Annotated in this window: 17 protein-coding genes; 11 read left to right on the top strand and 6 right to left on the bottom strand. The window is 40.7% G+C overall.

Translation table 11 applies throughout. From position 1 onward, the window contains the following. The first annotated feature begins 180 nt into the window (after positions 1-180). Genes HG267_RS15985 through HG267_RS15970 form a run of 4 tightly spaced genes read left to right on the top strand, consistent with a single transcriptional unit; the run spans position 181 to position 4,245 of the window. The gene (locus HG267_RS15985) at positions 181-825 is read left to right on the top strand and encodes a DUF4178 domain-containing protein (RefSeq protein ID WP_045871949.1); all 645 of its coding nucleotides are present in this window, start codon (positions 181-183) and stop codon (positions 823-825) included. A gap of 7 nt (positions 826-832) precedes the next feature. Next, positions 833-2,287 carry a spermine synthase gene (locus HG267_RS15980; protein ID WP_045871950.1) on the top strand — a complete coding sequence of 485 codons (1,455 nt, stop codon included), beginning with the start codon at positions 833-835 and terminating at the stop codon, positions 2,285-2,287. A gap of 48 nt (positions 2,288-2,335) precedes the next feature. Next, entirely contained in the window at positions 2,336-3,379 is a 1,044-nt protein-coding gene (locus HG267_RS15975) for a lipid II:glycine glycyltransferase FemX (protein WP_045871951.1), read from the top strand. Next, positions 3,376-4,245 (top strand): DUF350 domain-containing protein, encoded by an 870-nt coding sequence (locus HG267_RS15970; protein WP_052335282.1) that lies wholly within the window; start codon positions 3,376-3,378, stop codon positions 4,243-4,245. The genes HG267_RS15975 and HG267_RS15970 overlap by 4 nt, the downstream gene beginning before the upstream one ends. Before the next feature lie 377 nt (positions 4,246-4,622). Here the strand turns inward: HG267_RS15970 and HG267_RS15965 are convergent, their stop codons facing one another. Continuing rightward, complete coding sequence (locus HG267_RS15965; RefSeq protein ID WP_045872130.1) at positions 4,623-4,952, bottom strand: S-adenosylmethionine decarboxylase family protein; 330 nt, start codon at positions 4,950-4,952, stop codon at positions 4,623-4,625. 687 nt (positions 4,953-5,639) lie between these two features. On the opposite strand from HG267_RS15965, the gene HG267_RS15960 reads away from it, so the two are divergent. The 3 genes from HG267_RS15960 (at position 5,640) to HG267_RS15950 (ending at position 8,332) form a co-directional block, all read left to right on the top strand. Further along, on the top strand, positions 5,640-5,834 hold the full coding sequence (locus HG267_RS15960) for an RRXRR domain-containing protein (RefSeq protein WP_045871952.1): 195 nt from the start codon (positions 5,640-5,642) through the stop codon (positions 5,832-5,834). A 702-nt stretch (positions 5,835-6,536) separates the two neighbouring features. Beyond that, positions 6,537-7,298, top strand: coding sequence for a class II aldolase/adducin family protein (locus HG267_RS15955; RefSeq protein WP_045871953.1), 762 nt, complete (start codon positions 6,537-6,539; stop codon positions 7,296-7,298). Positions 7,299-7,543: 245 nt separating this feature from the next. Then, positions 7,544-8,332 carry an SDR family oxidoreductase gene (locus HG267_RS15950; protein WP_045871954.1) on the top strand — a complete coding sequence of 263 codons (789 nt, stop codon included), beginning with the start codon at positions 7,544-7,546 and terminating at the stop codon, positions 8,330-8,332. Between the two features lie 87 nt (positions 8,333-8,419). On the opposite strand, the gene HG267_RS15945 is transcribed toward HG267_RS15950, so the two are convergent. The 4 genes from HG267_RS15945 to HG267_RS15930 all read right to left on the bottom strand — a co-directional run bounded on the left by HG267_RS15945 (position 8,420) and on the right by HG267_RS15930 (position 14,123). Further along, positions 8,420-9,232 carry a DUF1838 domain-containing protein gene (locus tag HG267_RS15945; RefSeq protein WP_045871955.1) on the bottom strand — a complete coding sequence of 271 codons (813 nt, stop codon included), beginning with the start codon at positions 9,230-9,232 and terminating at the stop codon, positions 8,420-8,422. Positions 9,233-9,990: 758 nt separating this feature from the next. Continuing rightward, complete coding sequence (locus HG267_RS15940) at positions 9,991-10,965, bottom strand: trypsin-like serine peptidase (RefSeq protein ID WP_045871956.1); 975 nt, start codon at positions 10,963-10,965, stop codon at positions 9,991-9,993. 18 nt (positions 10,966-10,983) lie between these two features. Then, on the bottom strand, positions 10,984-11,139 hold the full coding sequence (locus tag HG267_RS15935) for a hypothetical protein (protein ID WP_155539407.1): 156 nt from the start codon (positions 11,137-11,139) through the stop codon (positions 10,984-10,986). Then, positions 11,130-14,123 (bottom strand): CHAT domain-containing tetratricopeptide repeat protein, encoded by a 2,994-nt coding sequence (locus tag HG267_RS15930; protein ID WP_045871957.1) that lies wholly within the window; start codon positions 14,121-14,123, stop codon positions 11,130-11,132. Before HG267_RS15930 ends, HG267_RS15935 begins: the two co-directional genes overlap by 10 nt. A gap of 486 nt (positions 14,124-14,609) precedes the next feature. Here HG267_RS15930 and HG267_RS15925 point away from each other — a divergent pair, with 486 nt between their 5' ends. Beyond that, entirely contained in the window at positions 14,610-14,759 is a 150-nt protein-coding gene (locus tag HG267_RS15925) for a hypothetical protein (protein ID WP_155539409.1), read from the top strand. 145 nt (positions 14,760-14,904) lie between these two features. Here HG267_RS15925 and HG267_RS15920 read toward each other — a convergent pair whose 3' ends face one another. Then, positions 14,905-18,204 (bottom strand): CHAT domain-containing tetratricopeptide repeat protein, encoded by a 3,300-nt coding sequence (locus HG267_RS15920; RefSeq protein WP_045871958.1) that lies wholly within the window; start codon positions 18,202-18,204, stop codon positions 14,905-14,907. Between the two features lie 835 nt (positions 18,205-19,039). On the opposite strand from HG267_RS15920, the gene HG267_RS15915 reads away from it, so the two are divergent. The 3 genes from HG267_RS15915 (at position 19,040) to HG267_RS15905 (ending at position 24,175) form a co-directional block, all read left to right on the top strand. Next, a complete protein-coding gene (locus HG267_RS15915) occupies positions 19,040-19,315 on the top strand; it encodes a hypothetical protein (protein ID WP_045871959.1) in 276 nt (91 codons plus the stop codon). Then, the gene (locus tag HG267_RS15910) at positions 19,308-19,553 is read left to right on the top strand and encodes a DUF2283 domain-containing protein (RefSeq protein WP_045871960.1); all 246 of its coding nucleotides are present in this window, start codon (positions 19,308-19,310) and stop codon (positions 19,551-19,553) included. The genes HG267_RS15915 and HG267_RS15910 overlap by 8 nt, the downstream gene beginning before the upstream one ends. Before the next feature lie 575 nt (positions 19,554-20,128). Beyond that, positions 20,129-24,175 carry a HEAT repeat domain-containing protein gene (locus HG267_RS15905; protein ID WP_045871961.1) on the top strand — a complete coding sequence of 1,349 codons (4,047 nt, stop codon included), beginning with the start codon at positions 20,129-20,131 and terminating at the stop codon, positions 24,173-24,175. Positions 24,176-25,987: the final 1,812 nt, after the last annotated feature.

The raw sequence follows: 25,987 nt of genomic DNA, 5'->3' as shown, positions 1-25,987 counted from the left end.
TTTATCTATCGCTTGTATCGGCGTTTATCAGCGTTTATCTGCGGTTAAATTCCTTGCAAACTAACATCTATTGTGCAAGCCATACAAAGATGCAATAGTATAAAAGCGTATGGGTGAGTAAGCATCTTTTACCAGTTTACTGACCTAAAACGCTTAAAATTACTTAATATTTTAACTTGTATGGTGGCTATTGTTACTCAAACACAATTGCATGACTTACGCCCGGGCGATCGCGTTAGATATCATGGTGTCGATTGGAAAGTAGAAGACTACAGCATATATCAAGATCCGCAGGGGTATTTAACGGATGAGTGGTTGCTAAGTTCTAAGAAGGGTTCAGAATATTACTTATTACGAGAATTCGATCCAAACAACAAGCCACATTCTATAACTTGGTATCTAGCTAACCCACTGCAAAATCCGCGCCTGTTACTACCAGATTCCGAAGAAAATATCATACCCAGGTTATGGGAGGATATGCAATCTCAAGGGGAACCATATCCAGAATTGCAACTCTTTTATAAGCGTTATTACTTTGAGTCACGCACAGAGGGAGACTATCAGACAGAAGGTGAAATAAAATCTCGGATTACCTGGGATTATTGGGATGAAGAACATCAAATGAATTTAGCTATAGAAGCTTTTCCCTATCATCAATTAGATATTTATTCTACCAAAGTAGTCCGTCCTGACGAATTTTCCTCTATCCAAAAATTAGCAGATGCAAATCAGATTGATGTGGGAGAGATTATTGTCAAATCTGTGCAAGCTGTATTTGCTTCTGTGCTATTGCTCATAGGAATTTGTATGCTCATATTTGGATAAGTGGGAAATGCCTAATTCTTTATTTATTGAACAGCATGATGATGGTATTGCTTTCTATATCAATGGAGATTTGCAGTTTGATACAGCAGATGAAGCAATATATCATGAATATTTGGTAATTCCTGCGATCGCTTTAGCCATTAAAAGATTTCCGCATACCGATTTACGGGTGCTGGTTTGTGGAGGTGGTGATGGATTAGCGGCGAGAGATATCTTACGGTTTCCCCAAGTTAGCGAAATTGATTTAGTTGATTACAATCCAGAAGTTTTAGAACTAGCTAACACTGTATTTAAACCTTATAACTTAGGCAGTTTAGAATCAGAAAAAGTCACTGTCTATACTCAAGATGCATTTGGCTTTGTTTCCCAACAGCCAAATGATTATTATCATGTCATCATTTGCGATTTTACCTATCCCCATGCTGCAGAAGACACGAATATATATAGTCGGGAATGGTTCCAAAAGCTAAATCGCGTACTAATTCCCAATGGCGTAATTTGCACGAACGGCGTTTCTCCCCAAAATAGAACAACAGGTTTTTGGTGTTTATATCAAACACTGTTAGCAGCAGATTTCACAGTCAAACCTTTACAGCTAGCTATTCCTTCATTTTCTCATCATGGTTACGGCAATTGGGGCTTCTTTTTAGCATCGCCGCAGGTAATTACGCGCTATGAAATCGAAATCCTCAACTTTCCTGAAGAGTTACATTTTTTAACACCTAGTCAGCTACTCTCAGCCTTTATTTTTGAGAGTGCGATCGCAAATTCTCGGCATGGAGTTATGATTCATACTTTAGAGAGTCCGCAACTGTTTTATTATCTGCTGAATGCGTCATCTAATTTAGACAATTTAGATTTAGAATCTGACGCTAGCGTTGATTTTTTAGATATTGAAGAGATAGGAACAGCCGAAATTGGAGAAGGTGATTTCCTAGATTTAGCATCAGTAGCTAAATTTTGGATAGAAAATATTTATGCTTTGCCAGAAACACAGGATAAATTAGCAGATATGAATCGGTATTTACCTGTGCGTCATCGCTACCATAGCCAAAATATGACATCAGCATGGCTAGCACATCTCAAAGAATTACTCGCAGAAATAGATATTAAGCAATTATTGCAGAGTTTGTTAGCCAGAGCGCAAGATTTACCTCCACAAATTGCCCAAGATTTGAAAAAATTAGCTGACAAATTTAGTAATAATCAAGCATTAGCAAATCTACATCCGCAAACTGTGGAGTTAATCGCCATGCTATCGGTAACGTTATTAATGGCAAATTTAGTCGCGCCTGATTCAGTATTTGCTAAAGGTTTCTCTTCTAGTAGTGGTAGTAGCAGTAGTACTAGCTATAGCGGCGATGGTGATACCTTTATGAACAAATTTATTGGTATGTGTCTCACTGGAGTGGGGGGAGTTTGGCTATATAATATCTTCTTCCCGCAACAAAGGGATGAGTGAAGATAATTCGTAGTTCGTAATTCGTAATTACATCAATACGCAAATAATATGATTTATGCAGATAAATCGACGCAGCAGGATTTAGCTTTAAATATTAGAGAATTAAATACAGCCGCACAACAGGATTGGGATGCACTCATTAAAAATCATCCCAATGGTTGCTTTATGCAAACTTTCAGTTGGGCAGATTTTAAAGAAATTGAGGGATATAAAACCTTTCGCTATGGTTTGTTTTTAAATAATCAATTAATAGGAGGATGTATTTATTATTTATATCCTCAAAGCAATAAAGCTAATTTATTGATTGCGCCTGGTGGGCCGATATTACCAGCAGAATATGCAGAGTCAGCGCTACAGCTATTGTTACATCAAGCTGAAAAATTAGCAAAAGAATTAGGAGCGATCGCACTGCGGATTGAACCACTATGGACAGAGAAACCAGCGTACCTGAAAAAATTTGTGCGCGCACCTGCTGATTTATTACCATCGGAAACTTTACTTATAGATTTAACCCCAGAAACCAGCGAAATTTTAGCGGCGATGAAGCCGAAAGGACGCTACAATATTCGCCTCAGTCAACGCTATGGTGTGACAACAGAATTTAGCAACGATTCGCAAAAGATTCCTGTCTTGTATGAATTGTTTTGGGAAACTGTACAGCGTCAAAAGTTTTTTGGTGAACCCTACGGCTTTTTTATCAATCTTTGCCAAACATTATTTAAATCAAACATGGCAGAAATTGGTGTAGCCTATTGGCAAGGTGAAATCATAGCAGCAATTTTAGTAGTATATTGCGGTCAAGTGGCTACTTATTTATATGGCGGACGCAGTTTAGCACATCCACAAGTCATGGCTAATTACAGCTTACATTGGGAAGCCATGCAAAGAGCCAAATTGCGCGGTTGCCAATTTTATGATTTCTATGGGTTTACCCAAGATGCAAATCATAGCTATGCCAAGTTTTCGCAATTTAAAAGTCAGTTTGGTGGTCAGCCTATTAAAACTATAGGCGCACATGATTACTTTTTTTATGACCAATTAGCTGATACCCTCATTAGCTTATTTCAAAACCTGGCAGGTGGAAGCAAATGAACGAAAGACTGATGGCGATAGTTACGCAATTTGGTGTTATTTTACTAGAATTATTTGTAGGTTTTGGTTTATTCTGGGTGGGACAGTTTGCCTACCAAAAGCTGTTTCGCCGCCGCATGGAATTAAATTTAGAATTGTTTGTTAATGATAACCCTGCGGTTGCTGTAGCGCTGGTAGGTTACTATTTTGGTATAGTTATTGCTTTAGGCGGCGTTCTCGGCCAAGCTGTAGATAATTGGCAAGATAAAGCGCTGAATTTAATTAGTTATGGTGCAACAGTAATTTTATTAATGTTAGCTGGTGCATGGGTAGGGGATAAATTAATTCTGCGTCATTTTAATTGCGAACGCGAAATTATTCAAGACCGTAATATCGGTGCGGCGAATGTAGAAGCTGCAAACCACATCGCCAACGGTTTAATTTTAAATGCGGCTTTAGCTGGAGAAAGTGGTGGTTGGTTGGTAGGAATAGTTTGTTGGTTAATTGGTTTGGGATTACTCGTGTTAGTCAGTTTCATCTATCCCAAAGTTACTAAATATAATGTATTTGCAGAAATTGAAAAGCGCAATAACCCGGCGGCTGGTGTTGCTTTAGCAGGGTTACTGATTGCTACAGGTAACATTGTACGAGTCGCTTTTGCTGCTGAATTTGAAAACTGGGTTGTGAGTTTTACCCAGTATGGATTACTGTTAATATTTTGCTTAATTTCCTTGGTTGTAATTCGCTGGTTAGCCGATTTAATTTTAGTACCTGGCGTTAAAATCTCCGATGAAATTGCCAATCAAGAAGTTCCCAATGTTGGCGCAGGTTTAATAGAAGCTTTTGCTTATATTGCCGCTTCTTTTTTAATTGCTTGGTGTCTTTAATAAATTATGAATTATTAGTAGGCTGTGTTAGCGAGCGCGACTCGTAGCGCACCTCCGCTTAAATGGTATGCCAATACTTGTCGGTTAAGGGGAAAAGGAGAAGGGTAAAAGGGGCAAGAAAAAACCTTTAACTCTTACCCTTTCACCTTTTCCCCAAACCAAATTCCGAGTTGGAAATCCTTAACCGAGCAGTATTGAATGGTATGCTACTAATATTTAAATAATACCTTTGATATAATTATCACGAAATAATTGTTCTCGCGCCTAACGCACCGCCGCGTAGATGGTGCGTTACGGCTAATTTTAATTGTCTCTAAGCATCAAATTATCTCATAGCCGTAACACACCCTACATTGATTGGTATATGAGAAAGTTTATTAACCAGTGATATTTAAATAATTCCAGTTAGCCATGCTTTCAGAATTAGTAATTTGTCTGGTGAGAATTTCTGCCAATAGCCTAGCTTTTTGCTGATTATCTTTTTGGTAGTCGCAGATATGAATATCGATTGTAACTTTTGCTTCTTCTGGCCAAAAATGCAACGCTACATGAGACTCTGCTAGTAAAATAACTGCAGAAACTCCCTGTGGTTGGAATGCATAAGCCAGTTCACCAACAATAGTAAGTTGAGCTATATGAGCCGCATTTTTGATAACCTTGATAAAATCTGCCGTTTCCCAATTGAAAACAGTCTGTGCAGCAGGCAAAATTGCGTAGAAATGATGGGACTGAATCACCTATACAAGTCTTGGGTTTGAATCGTCAAAGGTAATAGTATGCTTAAGCGTAACAGTAAAATGATCCTTGTGTATGATACAGAAGTATAGTATGATTACCCAAAAATAATCATTGCTTAACTACATTGTTACGGACAGCATATGCTGTGACGGCTTGTGGTTTAGCATAAGTTTGTTCTGGTGCGTTAACCTCGAACCACAAGAATTAAAATTACAGATTTTTTACAGTTTAATCTTACCAATCTGACTTAAAAAGTAGTGCGGTAGGCATTAGGGAGCAGAGAAGAGAAGGGACGGGGTAACGAAAAATAACGAATGAAAAATTACAAATTACAAACTAAGAAAATTCAAAAATATTTATTCGTTATTCTTAATATGCAGTTTATTGAGGAATAATTAGAGAAATTCATGTCACGCGATGGTAAAGAGAAGCGTAGCCTCTACTTTTACCATCATTGATTACAGTTATCTCCAGTTTAAGAAAGCGGGCGAGAATCTATTAATTGAGAAATTTTATTCTCGAAAAGATGCGATCGCCTACGTTTTGTGTTGTATTTTTCTAATATAAGTACCAGTTAAACAACCACAGGAGCATCTATAGATTGCTTAGTTAAATCCAACACCCAATCACTATTGCCTAGGTTAATTGGAATCATAATGGCTAAAGTTTATATTTTGGATGCCAACAAACAACCCTTGTATCCCATACACATCAGCCAAGCTAGAAAGCTATTGTCACAAGGTGATGCAAAAGTATTCCGACGATATCCATTTACGATTATTTTAAAGGAGGTGCTGACGCAGTCTAGGCTAGAGCAACTTGGTATTAAGATTGACCCTGATGTAAATTAAATTAATACAGAATAACGTACATCAATTTCTAACTAAAATAAGCGAAAAGCTTATACAGTAGAATTTTTCTATTAATTTTTACTTTTGCTTTTTGTCTTTTTTTCTATTATTGCTGTGCGAAATTCGCGGATTTCAAATTAAAAACTTTTGTGAACTAGGCTTGTAGCTATTTTGTGACTGTGTATTAGTAGTGACAGTAGCTTTAATATGTCGCAATACTTTAATCCTCAGGAGAATCCAAAGGATAGAGTAAGGCGAAAGGCAGGTTATGGTAAGCTAAAACAACTCTAATTTGTATATGTGATATCAATTTATATTGAGATTGATCATCGTCTTGTACGTTTGAGGTTTTATGAGTTCTTTTGTACTAAGCACCTCGCAAATTGGTATCAATTTGTGCAATTGCTTAGACTATTCTGAGCTATTTTAGCGAAGCGACTTTTCGGTAGTTGCTTTAGCAATTTATACGTGCCAAATTATGCAAATTCAATTATGTAATAGCTGAGTTTGATGGTTGTCTGCTGTATTAAAATCAACATTTTTACGGCTTCAGAGCCTGACTAAGCCTATCATCACCCCAGGCAAGAGTATGTGTTATTCATGCCGATTGTTTGGTGAAGCTAGGAATATATATTGCAAAGTACAACAATTTTCAACCATTGCTAAAAAATTAATGGTTAATTAATAGTTAGGAATAAGAAAATGCCTAAATTAGAAAGACCCAAACCCCCTGTATTTGAAAAAGTAGAAGATGAACGCTTACACCGTAAACAACGTTTAGCCGCAGCCTTTCGTTTGTTTGCGCGCTTAGGATTTAATGAAGGTACAGATGGTCATCTGACAGCGCGCGATCCAGAATTTACAGATCATTTCTGGGTAAATCCCTTAGGTGTCGAGTTCTGTGATGTTCGAGTTTCCAACTTAGTATTAGTTAACCACGATGGCGATGTAGTTAAAGGCGACCAGCCGATAAATCGTGAAGCGATCGCCATTCATTCTCATATTCATGCTGCTAGACTAGATGCGATCGCAACTGTATACGCCCATTCAATTTATGGTAAAGCTTGGTCTACCCTAGGTCGTCCACTTGACCCCCTCAATGAAAATGCTTGTGCTTTCTACGAACACCACAGTGTATTTCATGACTGTACGGAAGTCTTATTTAACGCTTCGGAATATCAACGCATTGTGGAAACTTTGGGAAATAATAAAGCGATAATTTTACGTAATCATGGGATGTTAACCGTTGGTCAATCAGTAGATGAAGCTGCTTGGTGGTTTATTAATTTAGAAAATTCCAGTCAAGCGCAACTTTTAGCTGAGGCTGCGGGAAAACCGCATATTATTGAACATAATACTGCCCGTTTAACCAGAAATCACATTGGCGCACCTTCAAATGGTTGGTTCTGTTTTCAAACACTTTATAACAGAATTGTCCGCGACCAACCTGATTTACTTGAGTAATATTACAGCACTTTTGAAGTAATGAGTAATGAGTAGGAAATTTACTTATTAGCCAAGATTGATATTAATAAAATTGGGCAAAAGATTTAAACGTACCGCAAAGCGGAAGGGGGAAGTCAAAAGTCAAAAGATTGTGACTGTTTGAAAGATAGCTTTATTTCCGCCGAACTAATCTAGGTAATCTTCAATTACGAATTACGAATTACGAACTACGAATTACGAATTACGAATTACAAACTAAAAATATGGATTTACAACTAAATGGCAAAGTAGCTTTAGTGACGGCTGCTAGCAAAGGTTTAGGTAAAGCCACAGCTAGACAATTTGCCCGTGAAGGTGCAAAAGTTGTGATTTGTGCGCGCAGTGAATTAGTTGAGAAAACTGCTGCGGAGATAGAAAGCGAAACTGGAAATGAAGTATTAGCTATCCGTGCAGATGTTAGCCAACAAGCGGATATTGAACGGGTAATTAATACTACAGTAGAGAAATTTGGTGGCTTAGATATTTTAGTTACCAATGCTGGGGGGCCACCTGCGGGTACATTTGATGATATTGATATTCCTCAATGGGAAGCTGCGATTAATTTAAATTTGCTCAGTGCAGTTCATTTAGTAAAATACGCCTTACCTTATCTGCGCCAATCTAGCGCTGGGGCGATTCTCACTATTACTTCTACTTCCACTAAACACCCAGTACAAAATTTGGTTTTGTCTAACTCCATTCGCCTAGCGGTAATTGGCTTAACCAAAACACTCAGTCAAGAATTAGGTAGCGATCGCATTCGGGTTAACAGCATTCTACCAGGCTGGACATATACAGAACGGGTAGAAGAATTAGTCAACGCCCGCATTGCCAAAAGTGGTAATACCAAAGAAGCAGAAATTACCGCTATCACCAACAATATCCCCTTAGGTCGCCTGGGAACACCAGAAGAATTTGCCAATGTCGCCGTATTTCTCTGTTCGCCAGCCGCTTCATTTGTGAATGGCGTGATGTTGCAAGTTGATGGTGGAAGCAACCCAGGCACATTTTAAGAGAAGTCAAAAGTCAAAAGTCAAAAGTCAAAAGTCAAATAAAAATGCTATAGGATGCGTTAGCGTTAGCGTAACGCATCGTAATTTCTATTCTGCTGCTGCATACTTAGGAAAGACTTCTCCGGCTAAGTAAGCATCAAAATGTTCTTGAAAGTAAAGCCAAGAAGTCATATCTTCCACATCCAGCGCTGATTGTGGTGCTTCCTTATATAAAGGAATGCGATGATTAATTTCATCTTGAAATAATTGCGGTAACCCAGAGAAACCGTTGACTTTACCACCAATAGCACTATAAATCAGCTGACCGGGGCGATCGCTCATTTTCATCCAAGGTAGCCATTGACCAATCCTATCCCAACTGAGTTTCACTTCTGAGACGGAATTTAGTGCTGAGTTAGATAAATCTTCAGTAGGTACAGTGAGTTTAAATAATTCCGCCGCTTGATAAATTTCTTGGGGACTGTACTCTGCAAATTTTGGGTTTCCTGCTAAAGGATTGGGGTAAGTAGGAAAGATATCAAAAACGAAAGTTGTGCTTTCACCCTCAACTTGCGCGGGAAATTTACCTTTAAATGTACCTTGTACAGGATTATTCGCCACATGCATCACCGGCACAACTTCCCCCGTCCAAGGATTTTCCCATTTAGTTAACTTCTCTTCTGTTTCTGGGTCAAGGTAGTATGTCAGTTCCCGAGAAGTAAAATCCCAAACTCCTGGTTCTAGGGCAATACATCTACTAACACTCATCCCTAATATTTTAAATAAGAGTTTCCGCTTTTCACCGGGGATAAAGGCGTAAATTTTACCTTTCCATACTAAAAAAGTCGATTCGCTAGCATCGAGGGAAGAACGTGTTTTTACCCAGTCTTGGGCATCTAATTCTCGAGTTTGAGCAACCATTTACAATATCCTTGGTATTGGGGACTGGGGATTGGGGACTGGGGATTGGGTGAAAGTCAAATTTTCCTTTTTCCAGTCCTTATAGCAATTTGAAAAAAGAATGCGACAGATTTTAGGGGAGTGGTGTCAACTTAACGTGAAACCCGCTCTTGTGCAAGGTTTCGCCCTCACCCCCAGCCCCTCTCCCACAGGGAGAAGGGAGTCAGAGATTTAGTTCCCCTTCTCCTGCGGGAGAAGGGGTTAGGGGATGAGGGCGCGAGGTATTTGTACAACGCCCACCCTATATCGCTTTTAACTTAAGTTGACACCACTGGGCACTTCCTTGCCCTTTAGAATATATTGATATGTCGCAAACATTGTTTGATTTGGGATTACCCAGAATTTTAAGGTTGGCAGACAAGTGAGTTAAAACAGCGATAAATTAATCTAACACAAACAATTTTTCTAGGTGTCCCCCCTCCGGTTTACTCAACAAACGCCAAACATCTAACAAAAATCCATTAGATTTACCCCAGGGCGGACAAGATATCCACCCCACAAGAAAAATTATTGCAACATTTTAGGGACTTCCAGAAATTAAATTATTCAATCAGCAAGGGGGAAGATATTGAGCAAATTCTTTCTCTCCCTCTGCTCCCCTGCTTCCTCTGCTCCCTCTGCTACCCTAGCGACCGTATATTTTTTTAGTTGGAAGTCCCTTAGCTGTGTCAGTCCACTACAATTTCAGGGTTACTTGATTCGTGGCGAATTACAAATTATCAATTCCCCTCGAATCTATTTAAGAAATCAATCTTCACCCCTAGGTTAATAATTCCCCGTCCATCACGAGATTTAATTTCTGCATTGTTCAGAGCGACAATGTAAGGACGATTATTAATTACACCGATAATCGGCCCACCTGAAGAACCACCACTAGTATCACAATCATGTAATAAAAAATTGTTTTCTTCACTAACAATACTGCAACCTTTTTCTACACTAGCTGTCCAGCCTTGACCTGCGGTGAAGAATTGATATTGTGCTTTATTATTGTTAGGGAAATCGCCAGAGTAACCAACGAAAATATATTTGTTGCGGTTTTTTGTGAGAGTTGCTGTAGGTAAAGATTTCCAACCTAAATAACCGTATTTTAATCCGATGGGTTTATTCAGTTTTAACAGCGCCCAATCGTTGATTTGATTTTCTAATTGAGTTCCTGAGAAATCAGTGCCGTAAACTACATTTTCTACTTGGGCGATATCTTCTTCATCAGCTACTTTGCGATTAATCACATTGGGTAAAAATGCGACTTTTGCACTTAGTTGGCGAGTTTCTGGATCGATGACGCAGTGTGCATTAGTTAATACTATATCTTCACTAATTAATGTTCCTGTGCAATGATAACCTTTACCTTCTGTAGTCAATCCTTGAACTCTACCAATAGCAGACCAAGGATATTTGCGACTAAGTAGGGGAATTCTGTCATCCCAACCAATCACTGCTCGGCGGCGAAATTGTTTATCATCAGCTTGATCGGGTTTATCGGTTTGTTGTAAGTTGCTAGGTTGAAAAGCATTACCTTTGCCTTTAATTTGAAAATTCTTAGCATCTTGCAAGGATGTATATTTTGGTGCTTTTTCTGTTGATGTAGCAGTTTGCGCGTTGGCGTTCCACCAAGTATTTAAGGTAATTCCGCCGAGACAAGCTGCAATAAATAATGCGATCGCCTTTTTGTTAATGATTGTGCTTTTCATAGTTGTTGGTGTAGTTTGTTATTTGGTAATGAGTAATGAGTAATGAGTAATGAGTAATGAGTAATGAGTAATGAGTAATGAGTAATGAGTAATGGCTATTCTCCCCTGCACCCCTGCTTCCTCTGCTTCCTCTGCTTCCTCTGCACCCCTGCTTCCCCAATCCCCTAACGCCATTCCCCCTGCAACGTAAACGCCGCCCATTCATAGGGACTTCTCCCCTCTTGCCATAACTTTAGCTGTGCTGCACGTAACGCCTCTGCAGGCTTTTTCCCTTGCTGCAACATCTGTTTATAAAACTCCTGCATTAATGTTGACGTACCTTGATCGCTAACTTGCCATAGGGAGACTGCAACCCGCGCCGCACCTGCATACATCAAGCCGCGTGTCAAGCCTACCAATCCCTCACCGGTGATATTTTTACCCAATCCGGTTTCGCAAGCACTCAAAACAATTAACTCTGCGGGATAATCTTGGTTAAACAAATCTGCTAACCGCAAATGTCCGCGAATATTATTACCTTTTTGATCAACTAAAGACAGTACAATTCCCGATAACTCTGGTTGGTCTTGATTGACAAAGCCGTGAGTAGCAAAATGTAAAATGCGGAATTGATTTAAAGCGCTGTTAGTTGCCCAATTGTAATTAGCATCAAAATCTAAAGCTTGCGCTTTACTTTCGGCTGGTATCAGTTTTAAAATTTCTTGAGCTTCTATAGCTGTGTTAGTTAACCTAGCCCAACCCTTACGCTTGAGACTTCTGGCGGAACGTTCTAAGGCGGAACGTTCGAGTTCTAATTCTAAACTTGATTGCGATTTGTCTGATTTAGTTGATTTTGTTGATGTTGCTGTGACTCGCTGATCGTTAGTGCTGTATACTGGGTCAGCGAGGACAGCTAAAGCTTTCGGCGCAGGCTTGCGGTTGGCGAGTTGTTGACGTTGAAAGGCTATGGTAGATGCAGAAGGTAGACTAACAATTTCGTGGTTGGCTAATAGCGGTTGATAATTCCAATTTTGTGGTTTAACTGGCGAACAAACACGAATACCACGAGCATGAGAACATTCAACTTCCTTTGGTTTTTCTGGTTCGGCTTTGGGTGGTGTGGAACTCTGTGGAGAATTTAAATCAACTAACGCTGTAAACGGAATATATTGCAAAGCACCATCAGCAACAATGACTAAGCGTTTTTTACCGAGTTGATCTTTTGCGGGTGAGAGAATTAAGTGACTGAGTTCTTGAGCAGCGACATTAATCTGCGGCGTTTTAAGATTAGCGCAAGGATTTTCTTGATCAGTTGCAGAAGGCGGTTTAGAACTATTTTGACTAATTAAACAAAATAAATTGATGGCGCTTTTTTCTATATCTTGTCTTTTGGGAAGTTCGTAAGTATCGAGAGAATTAGGACTTACCACCCACAAAAAGCTGCGTTCTGCTCCTAAAGAATATTGTAAAAGTAAAGTGTCTTTATCTAGTTGTTGTTGAATTTGCGGTAATTTGAGAATATCTTTTTCTGGGTCTAAGTTTTGTAATTGGGCATAAGCTGGGCTAGAAGCACGAATTTTTGCTTGGATTTCTTGGTATTGGTTGAGAAGATTTTCTATTTCGGTAGTGAGTTTTGCAATTGCGGTTTTGGTGATGGGATCGTTTTTATTGGCTGAATTTTGTAAATTGAACCGCAGGGTATCTTTAGCATCAATTTGCTGACGTAAATCTTGTTCTTGTGCTACTAGTTCGGGATTTGTGCCTTTTTTGATTTTGGAATTGGCTTCGTTTAATAATTCGATGAGGCTGCGGGCGCGGGAGCGTTCGCTGTAGTGTAGGGCTAATGCAGCGTATCCTTGGGATGGGTCTTGTTTGTGCAGTTCCATCAGCAAGTCGATGTAGAATTTGTAAACATCCTGCTGGGTGGCGAAGTAAGAACTGCGAAGGTCTTTGCTGTCAATTTTGGTGCGTAATTCTTCGATAATTTTGATAGCCGCTTCTACGTTAGTGCGAGATGCTTGAAGATTTCCGCGACTCCGTTCTAGGTAGGCGAGGTTGTAAAGGGTAGTAGCTTCCCCACCTCTGTCGCCCACCGCCCGCCTCAGTGGGAGTGCATTGTTGTAATATTCCAATGCTTTCTGCTTTTCCCCTAAAGCGGAGTAAACATAGCCGATATTATTCAGGGTATTAGCTTCCCCATCCTTGTCGCCCACCACCCGCAAGAGTGGGAGTGCATTGTTGAAATATTCCAATGCTTTCTGCTTTTCCCCTAAGTTGGAGTAAACTAGCCCAATATTATTGAGGGTAGTAGCTTCGACTGCTTTGTTACCCACCGCCCGCCACAGTGAGAGTGCATTGTTGAAATATTCTAAAGCCTTCTGATTTTCCCCTAAATCGGAGTAAACTAGCCCAATATTATTGAGGGTAGAAGCTTCCCCACCCTTGTCGCCCACCACCCGCCTTAGTGGGAGTGCATTGTTGTAATATTCCAATGCTTTCTGCTTTTCCCCTAAATCGGAGTAAACTAGCCCAATATTATTGAGGATATTAGCTTCCCCACGCTTATCGCTCACCGCCTGACTGAGTGGGAGTGCATTGTTGTAATATTCCAATGCTTTCTGCTTTTCCCCTAAATCGGAGTAAACTAGCCCAATATTATTGAGGATAGTAGCTTCCCCACGCTTATCTCCCACCGCCCGCCACAGTGGGAGTGCATTGTTGTAATATTCCAAAGCCTTCTGCTTTTCCCCTAAATCGTCGTAAACAGAGCCGATATTATTCAGGGTAGTAGCTTCCCAACCCTTGTCGCCCACCGCCTGACTGAGTGGGAGTGCATTGTTGTAATATTCCAAAGCCTTCTGCTTTTCCCCTAAATCGTCGTAAACTTTGCCAATACCAAGAAGTGCAACAGCTTCCCCTTCTTTATTCCCTACTTTCTGCCACAATATGAGTGCTTCTTGCAATTTTTCTATTGCTTGTTGCAATGATTCGGCTGTACCTTGTTTGTAAAGCGCCGTCCCTTCTTCAGTTGCTTTCATCGCTGCGGCGCGGGTTGCATCTTGCTGTGTTGTGGTTGACTGCTGGGCAATTTGCGTCTGTTGAAATGTAGCGTTTGCTCCCACTGACTCAGATAATAAAACTACACTCAGCAAGCAGGTTAAGGTGTAAAGCTTCAACATAGTTCGTAGTTCGTAATTCGTAATTAAGAGGTATGAGAAGTTAGCCAGGCGTTTGGGTATCAATCTGTCTCTGGATTGCGGATAATGGGGATTATTAAGTTATTTTCAGAATATATACTGAGCTAGATGGGATTTAGTTTAAAGCTTGGATTAACATTGGCTGAGGCTGGTTTCAGTTTTGGCAACAAAATTTTTGATAATTTGTCTGTTCATGGGGGTTTTTCCTCGCTTCTCTTATATTTATTTCTGAAAAGCGAGGACTTATGCAGTTTTCGCGTTTTGATGCCACGTACAACGTAAGTCTTTGGAGTTCTCTCTCTTTGCACGATAAACTTTCGATCCCCCCTAACCCCCCTTGAAAAAAGGGGGGAAAAGAATCAAAGTCCCCCTTTTTAAGGGGGATTTAGGGGGATCAAATATCTTATAGCAACAAAGCCTTTCACGTTAAGTTGACACCAATTGGCATTGTTAGCCCATACAATCGCAATGTCAGCCGATACATTGGCATTGTTAGCCCATACAATCACAATGTCAGTCGATGCAATAGCATTGTCAGCCCGTACATTGGCAATGTTACCCGATACATTGGCATTGTTACCCGATACAACTCAATTGCTATTCGATGCATTAATATAACAAGCCGATGCAATAGCTCAAGTTTGCCATAGTGCGATAGTGCGATCGCATCGCCTTATACCAATTTGAAAAAAGCAGGCGACAGATTGTAGGGGCAAGGCACTGCCTTGACCTCTAAAATATATTGATGTGTCGCTTTTCCCCCTTATCTCCATTCCCCCTGTACTGTAAAAGCTGCCCATTCATAAGGACTACGCCCGTCTTGCCATAACTTCGTTTGCGCTGCACGCATGGCGGAGGCTGGGGTTTTATTTTGCTGTAACATCTGTTTGTAAAATTCCTGCATTAATATTGATGTACCTTCATCGCTCACTTGCCATAGGGAAACTGCAACCCGTGCTGCACCTGCATACATCAAGCCACGTGTCAAGCCAATTAAACCCTCACCGTTGACATTCTTACCCAATCCGGTTTCGCAAGCACTTAAGACAATTAACTCTGCGGGATAATCTTGGTTAAATAAATCTGCCAAACGCAAATAGCCGCTAATAGGAGTGCCTTTTTGATCAAATAATGACAGTACAATACCGGATAACTGTGGCTGGTCTTGATTGACAAAGCCGTGAGTAGCAAAATGGAGAATGCGGAATTGATTTAAAGCTTTGCTGGTTGCTTGGTTGTAATTAGCATCAAAATTTAAAGCCTCTAAGCGGCTGGATGCTGGTAATAGTTTTAAAATTTCTTTGGCTTCGGTTGCGGTGTTTACTAGCCTATCCCAACCACTGCGTTTAAGGCTTCTGGCGGAACGTTCTAGGGCAGAACGTTCGAGTTCTAAATTTGAACCGACTGAGGTGTTTTCTGTTTTACCTGTGACTCGTTCATCAGTAGCGCTATATACTGGATCTGCAAGGATAGCTAAAGCTTTCGGTGCAGGTTTGCGGTTGGCGAGTTGTTGGCGTTGAAATGCAATGGTTGAGGCTGAGGGTAAATTGACGATTTCATGGTTTACCATCAGTGGTTGATATTTAGTAGCGCTTAAATCAGGTAACGCTGCAAAAGGAAGAGTTTGCAATGCACCATCAGCAACGATTACCAAACGCTTTCCTGGTAATTTATCGGCAACAGGTGCGAGGATAATTTGACTAAGTTTTTTGGAACTAGCAATAGTAGCTTCACTAACTATTGGTGATTTTAAATCTTGAATTAATTGTTGGGTAAGTTTTTCTATTTCTTGGCGTGGGGGGAGTGTGTAAACTTGCATTGATGTGGGAGTAACAGCCCATAAATAACTACGTTCTTCTCCCAAGGAATATTGCAACAGTAGAGTATCTTTATCGAGTTGTTGTTGAATTTGAGGCAATTTAAGAATGTTCTTTTCGGGGTCTATGTTACTCAATTGTGCGTATACTGGGCTAGTAGCACGAATTTTTGCTTGCAGTTCTTGATATTGAGTCAGAAGATTGCTGATTTCTTTGCTCAGTCTTTGAAGAGCTGCTTTAGTAACAAGGTCGTTTTTATTAGCTGATGTTTGTAAATTTTGCCGCAGTGTATCTTTAGCATCAATTTTCTGTCTTAAATCGCGTTCTTGTTGAATTAATTCAGGATTCGCACCTTTCAAAATTTTGGCATTTGCTTCATTCAACAGCTCAATGAGACTTCTAGCACGGGAGCGTTCGCTATAGTGCAGGGCTAAAGCATCGTATGCTTTTGATGGGTCTTTTTTGTGCAGTTCCATTAGCAGGTCAATGTAGAATTTATAAACACCCTGCTGTGTAGCAAAGTAGGAACTGCGGAGTTCTTTACTGTTAATTTTGGTGCGTAATTCTTCAATAATTTTAATCGCAGCTTCTATATTAGTGCGGGCTGCTTGCAAGTTGCCGCGACTTTGTTCTAAAAGAGCAATGTTACTCAGAGAAGTAGCTTCCCCTTCTCTATTGCTTACGGCACGATATAACAGTAAGGCATTGTTGTAAAATTCCCAGCCTTTTTGCTTTTCTCCTAAACCATCGTAAACTAGCCCGATATTATTGAGGGTAGTAGCTTCTCCTGCCTTGTCACCTACCGCACGCCGCAATGGCAGTGCATTGTTGTAATATTCTAAAGCTTTCTGCTTGTTCCCTAATGCATCGTAAACTGTGCCGATATTAGTGAGGGTAGTAGCTTCTCCTGCCTTGTCACCCACCTCACGCCGCAGCAGGAGTGCATTGTTGTAATATTCTAAGGCTTTCTGTTTTTCCCCTAATGCGTCGTAAACTACACCGATATTATTGAGGGTATTAGCAACGCCTGTCTTATCACCCACCGCACGCCGCAGTAGGAGTGCATTGTTGTAATATTCTAGGGCTTTCTGTTTCTCCCCTAATGCGTCGTAAATTCCCCCTAGATTATTTAAGCTAGTAGCTTCCCTGGCTTTGTCACCTACCGCACGCAATAGTGGGAGTGCATTGTTGTAAAGTTCCAAGGCTTTCTGCTTTTCCCCTAATGCATCGTAAACAGCACCAATATTATTGAGGGTAATAGCTTCACCAGTTCTGTTACCCACCCCACGATACAGTGGAAGTGCATGATTGTAATATTCCAAAGCCTTCTGCTTTTCTCCTAAAATATCGTAAACTCGCCCGATATTATTCAGAGTTATAGCTTCGCCTGTTTTGTCACCCACCGTACGCCGCAGTGGAAGTACATTGTTAAAATATGCCAGTGCTTTCTGCTTTTCCCCTAAATCTGAATAAATTAATCCGATATTATTCAAAGTAGTAGCTTCCCCGCGCTTTTCGCCCACCACACGCATTAAAGGGAGTGCATTGTTGTAATATTCCAATGCTTTCTGCTTTTCTCCTAAAGCAGAGTAAACCAGCCCGATATTATTAAGCGCAGTAGCTTCCCTCGCCTTATCACCTATCGCACGTATTAGTAGAAGTGCATTGTTGTAAAATTCTAGGGCTTTGGGCTTTTCTCCTAAAGCAGAGTAAACTCCCGCGATATTATTGAGGGTGGTAGCAATACCTAACTTGTCGCCCACCGCACGCCTTAATGGAAGTGCATTGTGGAAATATTCTAATGCTTTGCGCTTTTCTCCTAAATCGGAGTAAACCAGCCCAATGTTATTAAGGGTAGTAGCTTCCCCACCCTTATCACCTATCACACGTAGTAGTGGGAGTGCATTGCTGTAATATTCCAATGCTTTGGGCTTTTCCCCTAAATCATCATAAATTCTGCCAATACCCAAGAATGTAATAGCTTCAAATTGTTTATCCCCTACTTTGCGCCACAACAAAAGCGCTTCTTGCCATTTTTCTATTGCCTGTCGTAGTGATTCTGCTGTACCTTGTTTATAAAGTTGTGTGCCTTCATTCAAGGCTGTTTGTGCTGCGGTGCGGGTTGCATCTTTTGTTGTGGTTGGCTGTTGGGCAATTTGCGTTTGTTGAACTGTGGCGTTTGCCCCCACTGACTCGGATAATAAAGCTAGACTCAGCAAGCAGGTGAAAGTATAAAGCTTCAACATAATTCGTAGTTCGTAATTCGTAATTCGTAATTAAGAGGTATGAGAATTTATCCAGGCGTTTGAGTATTAATCTGTTGCTGGATTGAGGATAATGGGGATTATTAAGTTATTTTCAGTATCTACTGAGCTAGATGGGATTTAGTTTAAAGCTTGCATGAATATTGGCTGAGGCTGGTTTCAGTTTTGGCAACAAAATTTGAATAATTTGTCTGTTCATGGGGGTTCTTCCTCGGTTCCCTTATATTTATTTCTGAAAAGCGAGGACTTATGCAGTTTTCGCGTTTTGATGCCACATACAGCGTATTTTGCGTGAATTATGTATGCGGGTAGGGGTAAGGCGTTGTATAAATACCTTGCGCCCTCATCCCCTAACCCCTTCTCCCGCAGGAGAAGGGGAATTAAATCTCTGGCTCCCTTCTCCCTGTGGGAGAGGGGCTGGGGGTGAGGGCGAAAACCTAGCTACAAAGCGGGTTTCACTTTAAGTTGACACCACTGGGCATTGCCTTGCCCCTACAATCGTAAGTAACCACGCAAAATTAATTACAGTCATTGCGAGCGTAGCGAAGCAATCTCAACCCTTGCGATTGCTTCATTCCGCTCCGCTCCATTCGCAATGACATTTTGTAATTAATTTTGTTTAACTACTTATTGTCAGGTGATAGGATGCATTGTTTATGGATGCGTAGACATCGCATTGTTACCCGATGCAACTCAATTGCTATTCGATGCATTAACATAACAAGCCGATGCAATAGCTCAAGTTTGCCATAGTGCGATGATGCGATGATGCGATCGCAAATTGCTGCTAGGGACAAGCACTGGTAATAATAAACTCATGCCTGAGATTATATGGACATCTTATCTTCGCTATCGTGCAACTCAAAGAGGCTTTGATCTCGACCTAATTGAAAATATTCTACGCTTCTCTAGCGAACGATATTATGATGTAGAAACAGATCGGGCGATCGCAGTGGGTAAGCATGGTGAACAGCTAGTTTTAATTCCCTATGAGCAAAGTGACAACACCATTACGCCGATTACAATTCACGCCACAACTAGACAACAAATTAGATTTCGTCTAAAAACTGGACGGTTGATCCCAAATGTCTGACATCAAACAACAATTACCGCAAATAAATTATTTCCAAGACGAGGATGTTCTTCATCTACTCATCTCCGAAGAAACCGAATCAGCAAGTATTGAAATTAGCCCCAATGTCACTGCTGAACTAAATGCAGCTGGGGAGTTGATTGGCGTGGAAATTCTCAATGCCAGTCATTATATGCGAGATATGATTTTGGAATATATTCAGGGTAAGCTTTTGAACTTGGTTCGCAATAAAGTATAGCTAGCGATCGCAATTTGGTTGCTGACATAGCGAGGAATATTTTTTTGGAATTCCCTAATGCTGTGTCGGTGCGTTGCGCTGCGCGACAACACACCCTACGGATATGAAACTTTTAATGCCAGCAATGGAAAGTTTTGTTGAGCAATTATATTTTTAAATCTAAATTATTTATAGTGTATTTGTGCCTATATCTAGGATGATCAATATTTTTTACACTTAATATACCCAAAGAAAAATCAAACCATTACACAAATAATTCCGAATAAATAACCAATACAGCAAATAACATCAAATTAGAGTAAAGCCAAGCTTCTCTTTGATTGAGTATCAAAATTCAAATTATTTAATTGTTGAAAATCTTGGTTTATTTTGCAACCATAATTATCAGCATACTTATATTTTAAATAATAGGAACTTCTATTTTCCATAAACCATCTGGGTAAATGTAACCCAGAGTATTTGCAAGCATCACATTTTTCAGGTTTTGATATTAAGTTAATATCCCTAAAAGCTGATAAATTTATTAATGCTAGTGTCTATACTCGTAGTCAGGGGATCTAACAGGCGCGAGTTTTATGATGGAATGGTTAGTTAGCTGGGTAGCAAGTAATGCTTTAGGAATTCTTGTAAAGTCTATTCTCAATGAAGATTTTGCTAAGGATTTAGCCAAGGATTATGCAAAGGACTTTTTTAAAAGTGGTTTGAAGAATGCGGCTAAGATATTTAAAGAAGAACCAATTCAGAAAGCTGTAGCTGAAGCACTCCATCAATTTCTACAACTCGTAGAAGATGAGCTAAAGTCTTGCCAGCTTGCTGATAATGATATTAAGAAATTAAATAAGCCTCTCAAGCGATTTATTTGCCATCAGCCTGTAAAAGAAATACTCGGTAAAGCTTTTGATGGCGATTGTACGCGCTTAGATTATCAAAGTTTAGAAACTATTTGGCAAAGTCTCAATCTACCAGAGTTACCTGTTGATTTTAATTGGCAAGCGGTAACAGATAGTTATGTCGTAAAATGTCAGCAAATTCTGAAAGAGTCACCAGAATTGCGCGAGATACTCAATTCCCGTAACTTACAAGCAATTCAAATTAATAGCCAAGAAGCTGCGGGAATTATTCCTAACTTTGATTTGCAGCAATATCAAGAAGCAATTCGCGAACGTTATATCAATTTAAAATTAGATAGTTTGGATACTAGTGGTTATGCTTATAACGAATTGCGGTTATGGAGTATATTTGTCACTCCGAATGTGCGAGAAGTTCACCAAGTTTTACCTCAAGTTCACGAACTACCTAAAGAACATTTGCGGCGGATGCGCGACAGTAATCAAATAGCAGATGCAGCAATTTCTTGGGAAGAATTAGAACAATACGAACGGGTGTATTTTCAACAGCCGCTAGCTTCGGTGTTGGATATTGTTAATCAGCCACAAACTTATAAATATATTGTGATTCTAGGTGATCCTGGTTCTGGGAAGTCTACATTATTGCAATATTTAGCATTAGCTTGGGTGGAAAAAACGCTTGATCAAATCGGTAAGCGAGGTTGTTCTCTAGCGCCAATTCCCTTGTTGATTGAGTTACGCGCTTATATGCGGAATTATGATGATGGACATTGCAAGAATTTTTTAGAATTTTTCCATCAAAGTCCCGGCGCAATTTCGCATCTCAATCAGCATCAATTACAAGCACAGTTAAAAACTGGCAATGCTTTGGTAATGTTTGATGGTTTAGATGAGGTGTTTGATTCGGGAAAGCGTGAAGATATGATTACCGCAATTCATCGCTTCACCAATGAATATCCGCAAGTACAAGTAATTGTTACTTCTCGCGTCATTGGTTATAAACCGCAACGTTTACGCGATGCTCAATTTCGGCATTTTATGTTGCAAGATTTAGATAGCCAGCAAATTCAAGATTTTATTCATCGCTGGCATAATTTAACTTTTAAATATGAGGTAGATAAGCAAAGGAAGAAGGAAAGATTATTACGCGCCATTCATACCTCAAAAGCAATGGCAGAATTGGCTGGTAATCCCCTCATGCTCACAATGATGGCTATTCTTAATCGTAATCAAGAACTGCCAAGAGATAGAGCCGAATTGTATAAAAAGGCTTCAGAATTATTGCTGTATAAATGGGATGTGGAACGTGCATTATCCCATGAACAGCATTTACCCACAACCATTGATTATCAAGATAAACAGGCAATGCTGCGGCAAGTTGCCTATTATATGCAAACTAGTAAAAAAGGTTTAGCAGGTAATTGGATTAGTGCTTGTAATTTAGAAAAAATTTTCACTGATTATTTGAAAAATCTCGAAGTCAGCGAACCCAGAGATAAGGCGAGACGGTTAATTAATCAACTGCGGACTCGTAATTTTATGTTATGTTTTCTCGGTGCAGATTACTATGGCTTTGTGCATCGCACATTTTTGGAGTATTTCTGTGCTTGGGAATTTGTTTGGCAATTTAAAGAAGCGCAAACCTTATCTCTTAGTGAACTCAAGCAAGAAGTATTTGGTAAACATTGGCAAGATGAAACTTGGCATGAAGTATTGCGGCTAATTGCGGGAATGATTGAGCCAAGATTTGTAGCAGCCTTAATTGAATATTTAATGTTGCAAAATGGCGAACAGCAAAAGTTTACTAATCTATTTTTAGCGGCTAAATGCTTGGCGGAAGTAAGGAAGCGTTCAGTTATTGGGTTAACTGCTAATAAATTACTAGTGCAATTACAAGATTTAACCAAGTATGACCTTTGGTATTATTATGACCAATTATTTGACAATAAAGAAACGAAACTCGTTGAGGAAATTCGTACCCAAGCAGTGACAGCAATTGCTACTACTTGGAAAGATGATTTCAAAATCAAATCTTGGCTGAAACAGCGTGCAACTTTAGATGAGAATTGGCACGTACGATGTGCAGCAGTGCAGGAATTAGCACGTAACTTTGTTCATGATAGCGATACTATAAGCTTCCTCAAACAACGCACGATTATTGATGAAAGTTGGAATGTACGCCGCGCAGGTGTACAAGAATTAGCGCGGAATTTCTCCGATGATAGCAGTACTATACAGTTCCTCAAAGATAGAGCAATCGCAGATGAGGATGCAGATGTGCGTCGTGTAGCTTTAGAAGAGTTAGCGCGCAACTTCCACGATGATAGCAGTACTGTACAGTTTCTCAAAGACTGTGCGAGCGCAGATGATGCCGATATTCGCCGTGTAGCCTTAGAAGAATTAGCCTGCAATTTTCCCGATGATACTGAGACCATCAGCATTTTACAAGAGCGATCGCTCGCAGATGAGGATGCAGATGTGCGCCGTGTGGCTGTAGAACAATTAGCACGCCACTTTGCTGATGATGCTGACACTATGGGTATTCTTCAAGACCATGCTACCGTTGATGAGGATGCAGATGTGCGTCGTGTCGCTGTAGAACAATTAGCACGCCACTTTCCCTATGATGGCGATACCCTGAGCATCCTCAAAGACCGTGCTAATGTGGATGAGGATGCAGATGTGCGCCGTGTAGCTGTGGAAGCATTAGCTTGTCATTATCAAAACCATACAGATACTATAGGCTTTCTCAAATACCGCATCATTGCTGATAATGATAGCGATGTTCGCCAAAGCGCAATTCAAGGATTAGCCAGAAATTTTGCCGATGATACTGTTGTCAGCTTCCTCAAAACCCTAGCCACTGCTGATGAAAATTGGCAGGTGCGACGTGTGGCTGTAGCAGAATTAGCCTGTAATTTTAAAACTCAAAATGATATTATCAGTTTTCTCAAATACCGTGTGACTGTGGATGATGATGCCGATGTCAGACAAGCTACACTGCAAGCATTAGTAAGTAACTTTCCAGATGATGCCGAAATTATCGACTTGCTCAAAACCCGTGCGACTGTAGATGATGATGCTGATGTGCGCCGTGTGGCTGTAGAAGAAATCGCACGCAATTTTCTAGATGATGCAGAAACTATCAGCTTTCTGCAATATCGTGCCACACATGATGCTAGTTGGAATGTGCGCCTTGTGGCAGTAGCAGAGTTAGCGCGTAACTTCCCAGATGATGCAGAGATGATTTCTTTTTGGCAAACCCGCGCCACTGCTGACAAAAACTATTACGTGCGGCGTGCAGCCTTGCAAGCCTTAGCGCGGAACAGCCAAAATCATCCTGAGACAATTTGCTTCCTCAAATCTCGTGCTACCATTGATCATCATTGGCAGGTACGCCGTGCAGCTATAGAAGAGTTAGCCAATAATTTTCTAGATGATGCTGACATTCCCAGCTTCTGCAAATACTGCGCCACCACTGATCAAAGTTGGCAAGTAAGACAAACCGCACTACAAGAATTAGCGCGCCACTTCAAAGAAAAAGCCGAGATGTTTGAAATCTTTTATAACTGCGCCGTTAACGATCCCTTCCAGCGCCGTAACAGTTGGCAAACCAACCCGCGACGAGTAGCGCTAGATATTATTATCAAGCAATACCCCCATCATTCTCAAACCTTACCACTATTACAAAACAGAGTTAGTAATGATTTAGACATCAAAGTCAGGGAATTTGCTCAGAAGAAACTCAAAGAATTAGGTAGTAGGGTGGGTTAGCGTTCAGTGGTGTCGTGAAACCCGCTCTTGTGCAAGGTTTCGCCCTCACCCCCAGCCCCTCTCCCACAGGGAGATGGGAGCCAGAGATTTAGTTCCCCTTCTCCTGCGGGAGAAGGGGTTAGGGGATGAGGGCGCGAGGTATTTGTACAACGCCCTAAAGTCAATCCTTGGTGGTGCGTTAGCCTGCGGCGTAACACACCCTACCTCAATTACAGGTTTTTTTCCTTACAACAATTGAATCAGCAAAAGCAGATATTGCTTTCTCAAAAGTTGCTTTTGCTTTCTTCTTTGACTGTATTTAGCAAACAAAAGTAGATATTGCTTTCTCCAAAGTTGCTTGTGCTTTCTTCTTTGACTGTATTTAGCCAGCAAAAGTAGATATTGCTTTCTCCAAAGCTGCTTTTACTTTCTCATTTCAGTATATTCAGCAAGCAAAAGCAGATATTGCTTTCTCCAAAGCAGCTTTTACTTTCTCATTTCAGTGTATTTCGCAAGCAAAAGCAATTATTGCTCAAAATCCACCAGTGAGATTTATGTAACAATTAAGTAATAAATTTGACTAAAAATCGGCAAAAGTTGTATTTTAAGGATAGTTTGTGTCCTTCATCGACACCACTCGCCCGCACCTTGAAAACCGCATAACTTCTTTGACTGGTGTCGATTGCCTACGCAGCAAAGCTTTCAGGCTTTGACAGCTTGAGTTTATTGAGAATTTTTCGGAGCTATTGACACTCAAAAAAGTGGTGTCGATTGAGGGGTCTCAAATCCTCTCCTGGCAAGGTTTCCAAAAGTGAACTCTTTACAATCACCTCGCCCCGAAAGGGGATGGAAACAAAAAAGGTTTTCCTTTTTGTTTAAATGCAAGAGGGAGTACTTTACAATCACCTCGCCCCGAAAGGGGATGGAAACACCTAGATAACCCCCTGAAGCTGTTGATGCTAAAACTTTACAATCACCTCGCCCCGAAAGGGGATGGAAACTATTTGGTGTATTTTGATTAATTTCATTTACAACCAACTTTACAATCACCTCGCCCCGAAAGGGGATGGAAACCCTTCAGGGGTTACGGAAGCCTGTGCGTTTCCAATCTTTACAATCACCTCGCCCCGAAAGGGGATGGAAACTTTATAATGCAAAGCATTCATAAGACGCATTTCTATCTTGACGATCACCTCGCCCCGAAAGGGGATGGAAACGTGTAAGTCTTGAGGAAATCCAAACCTTGATAGAGCATGAACCTTGACGATCACCTCGCCCCGAAAGGGGATGGAAACCCCTGCTCATGATTGGTCAAGACCCGCAGAATGTCGTGGTCCTTGACGATCACCTCGCCCCGAAAGGGGATGGAAACTTTGAATAACAGGCCTATTCGCAAGCCATTGAAGGCAACTTTACGATCACCTAGCCCCGCAAGGGGATGGAAACCCGATCAGTTGCCGTCACGGTAACAGTTTGAGGCCCTTTACGATCACCTCGCCCCGCAAGGGGATGGAAACCCTGCTTTCCAAATGGTCATCTTCGCGCAGATGTCTTTACAATCACCTAGTCCCGAAAGGGGATGGAAACTGGATAGCGTTCTGATCTCCCCAAGCGCCGCCATCACCTTTACGATCGCATCGCCCCGCAAGGGAATGGAAACCGACGAATTGCCCAGCGCAGTTGAATTTCTATTTGCTTTGACGATCACATCACCCCGCAAGGGGATAAAAATCTATTAGTAGTAGGTGCAGTCACAGGAAAAGCATTCTCTAGGCGATCGCATCACCTTGTAAGGGCAGAGAAAAAGTGAAGATAAGCAGTGCGATCGCATAT

Source organism: Tolypothrix sp. PCC 7601, from assembly GCF_025677855.1.
Lineage (GTDB): Bacteria > Cyanobacteriota > Cyanobacteriia > Cyanobacteriales > Nostocaceae > Aulosira > Aulosira diplosiphon.
This window is presented reverse-complemented; position numbering and strand designations above follow the sequence as displayed.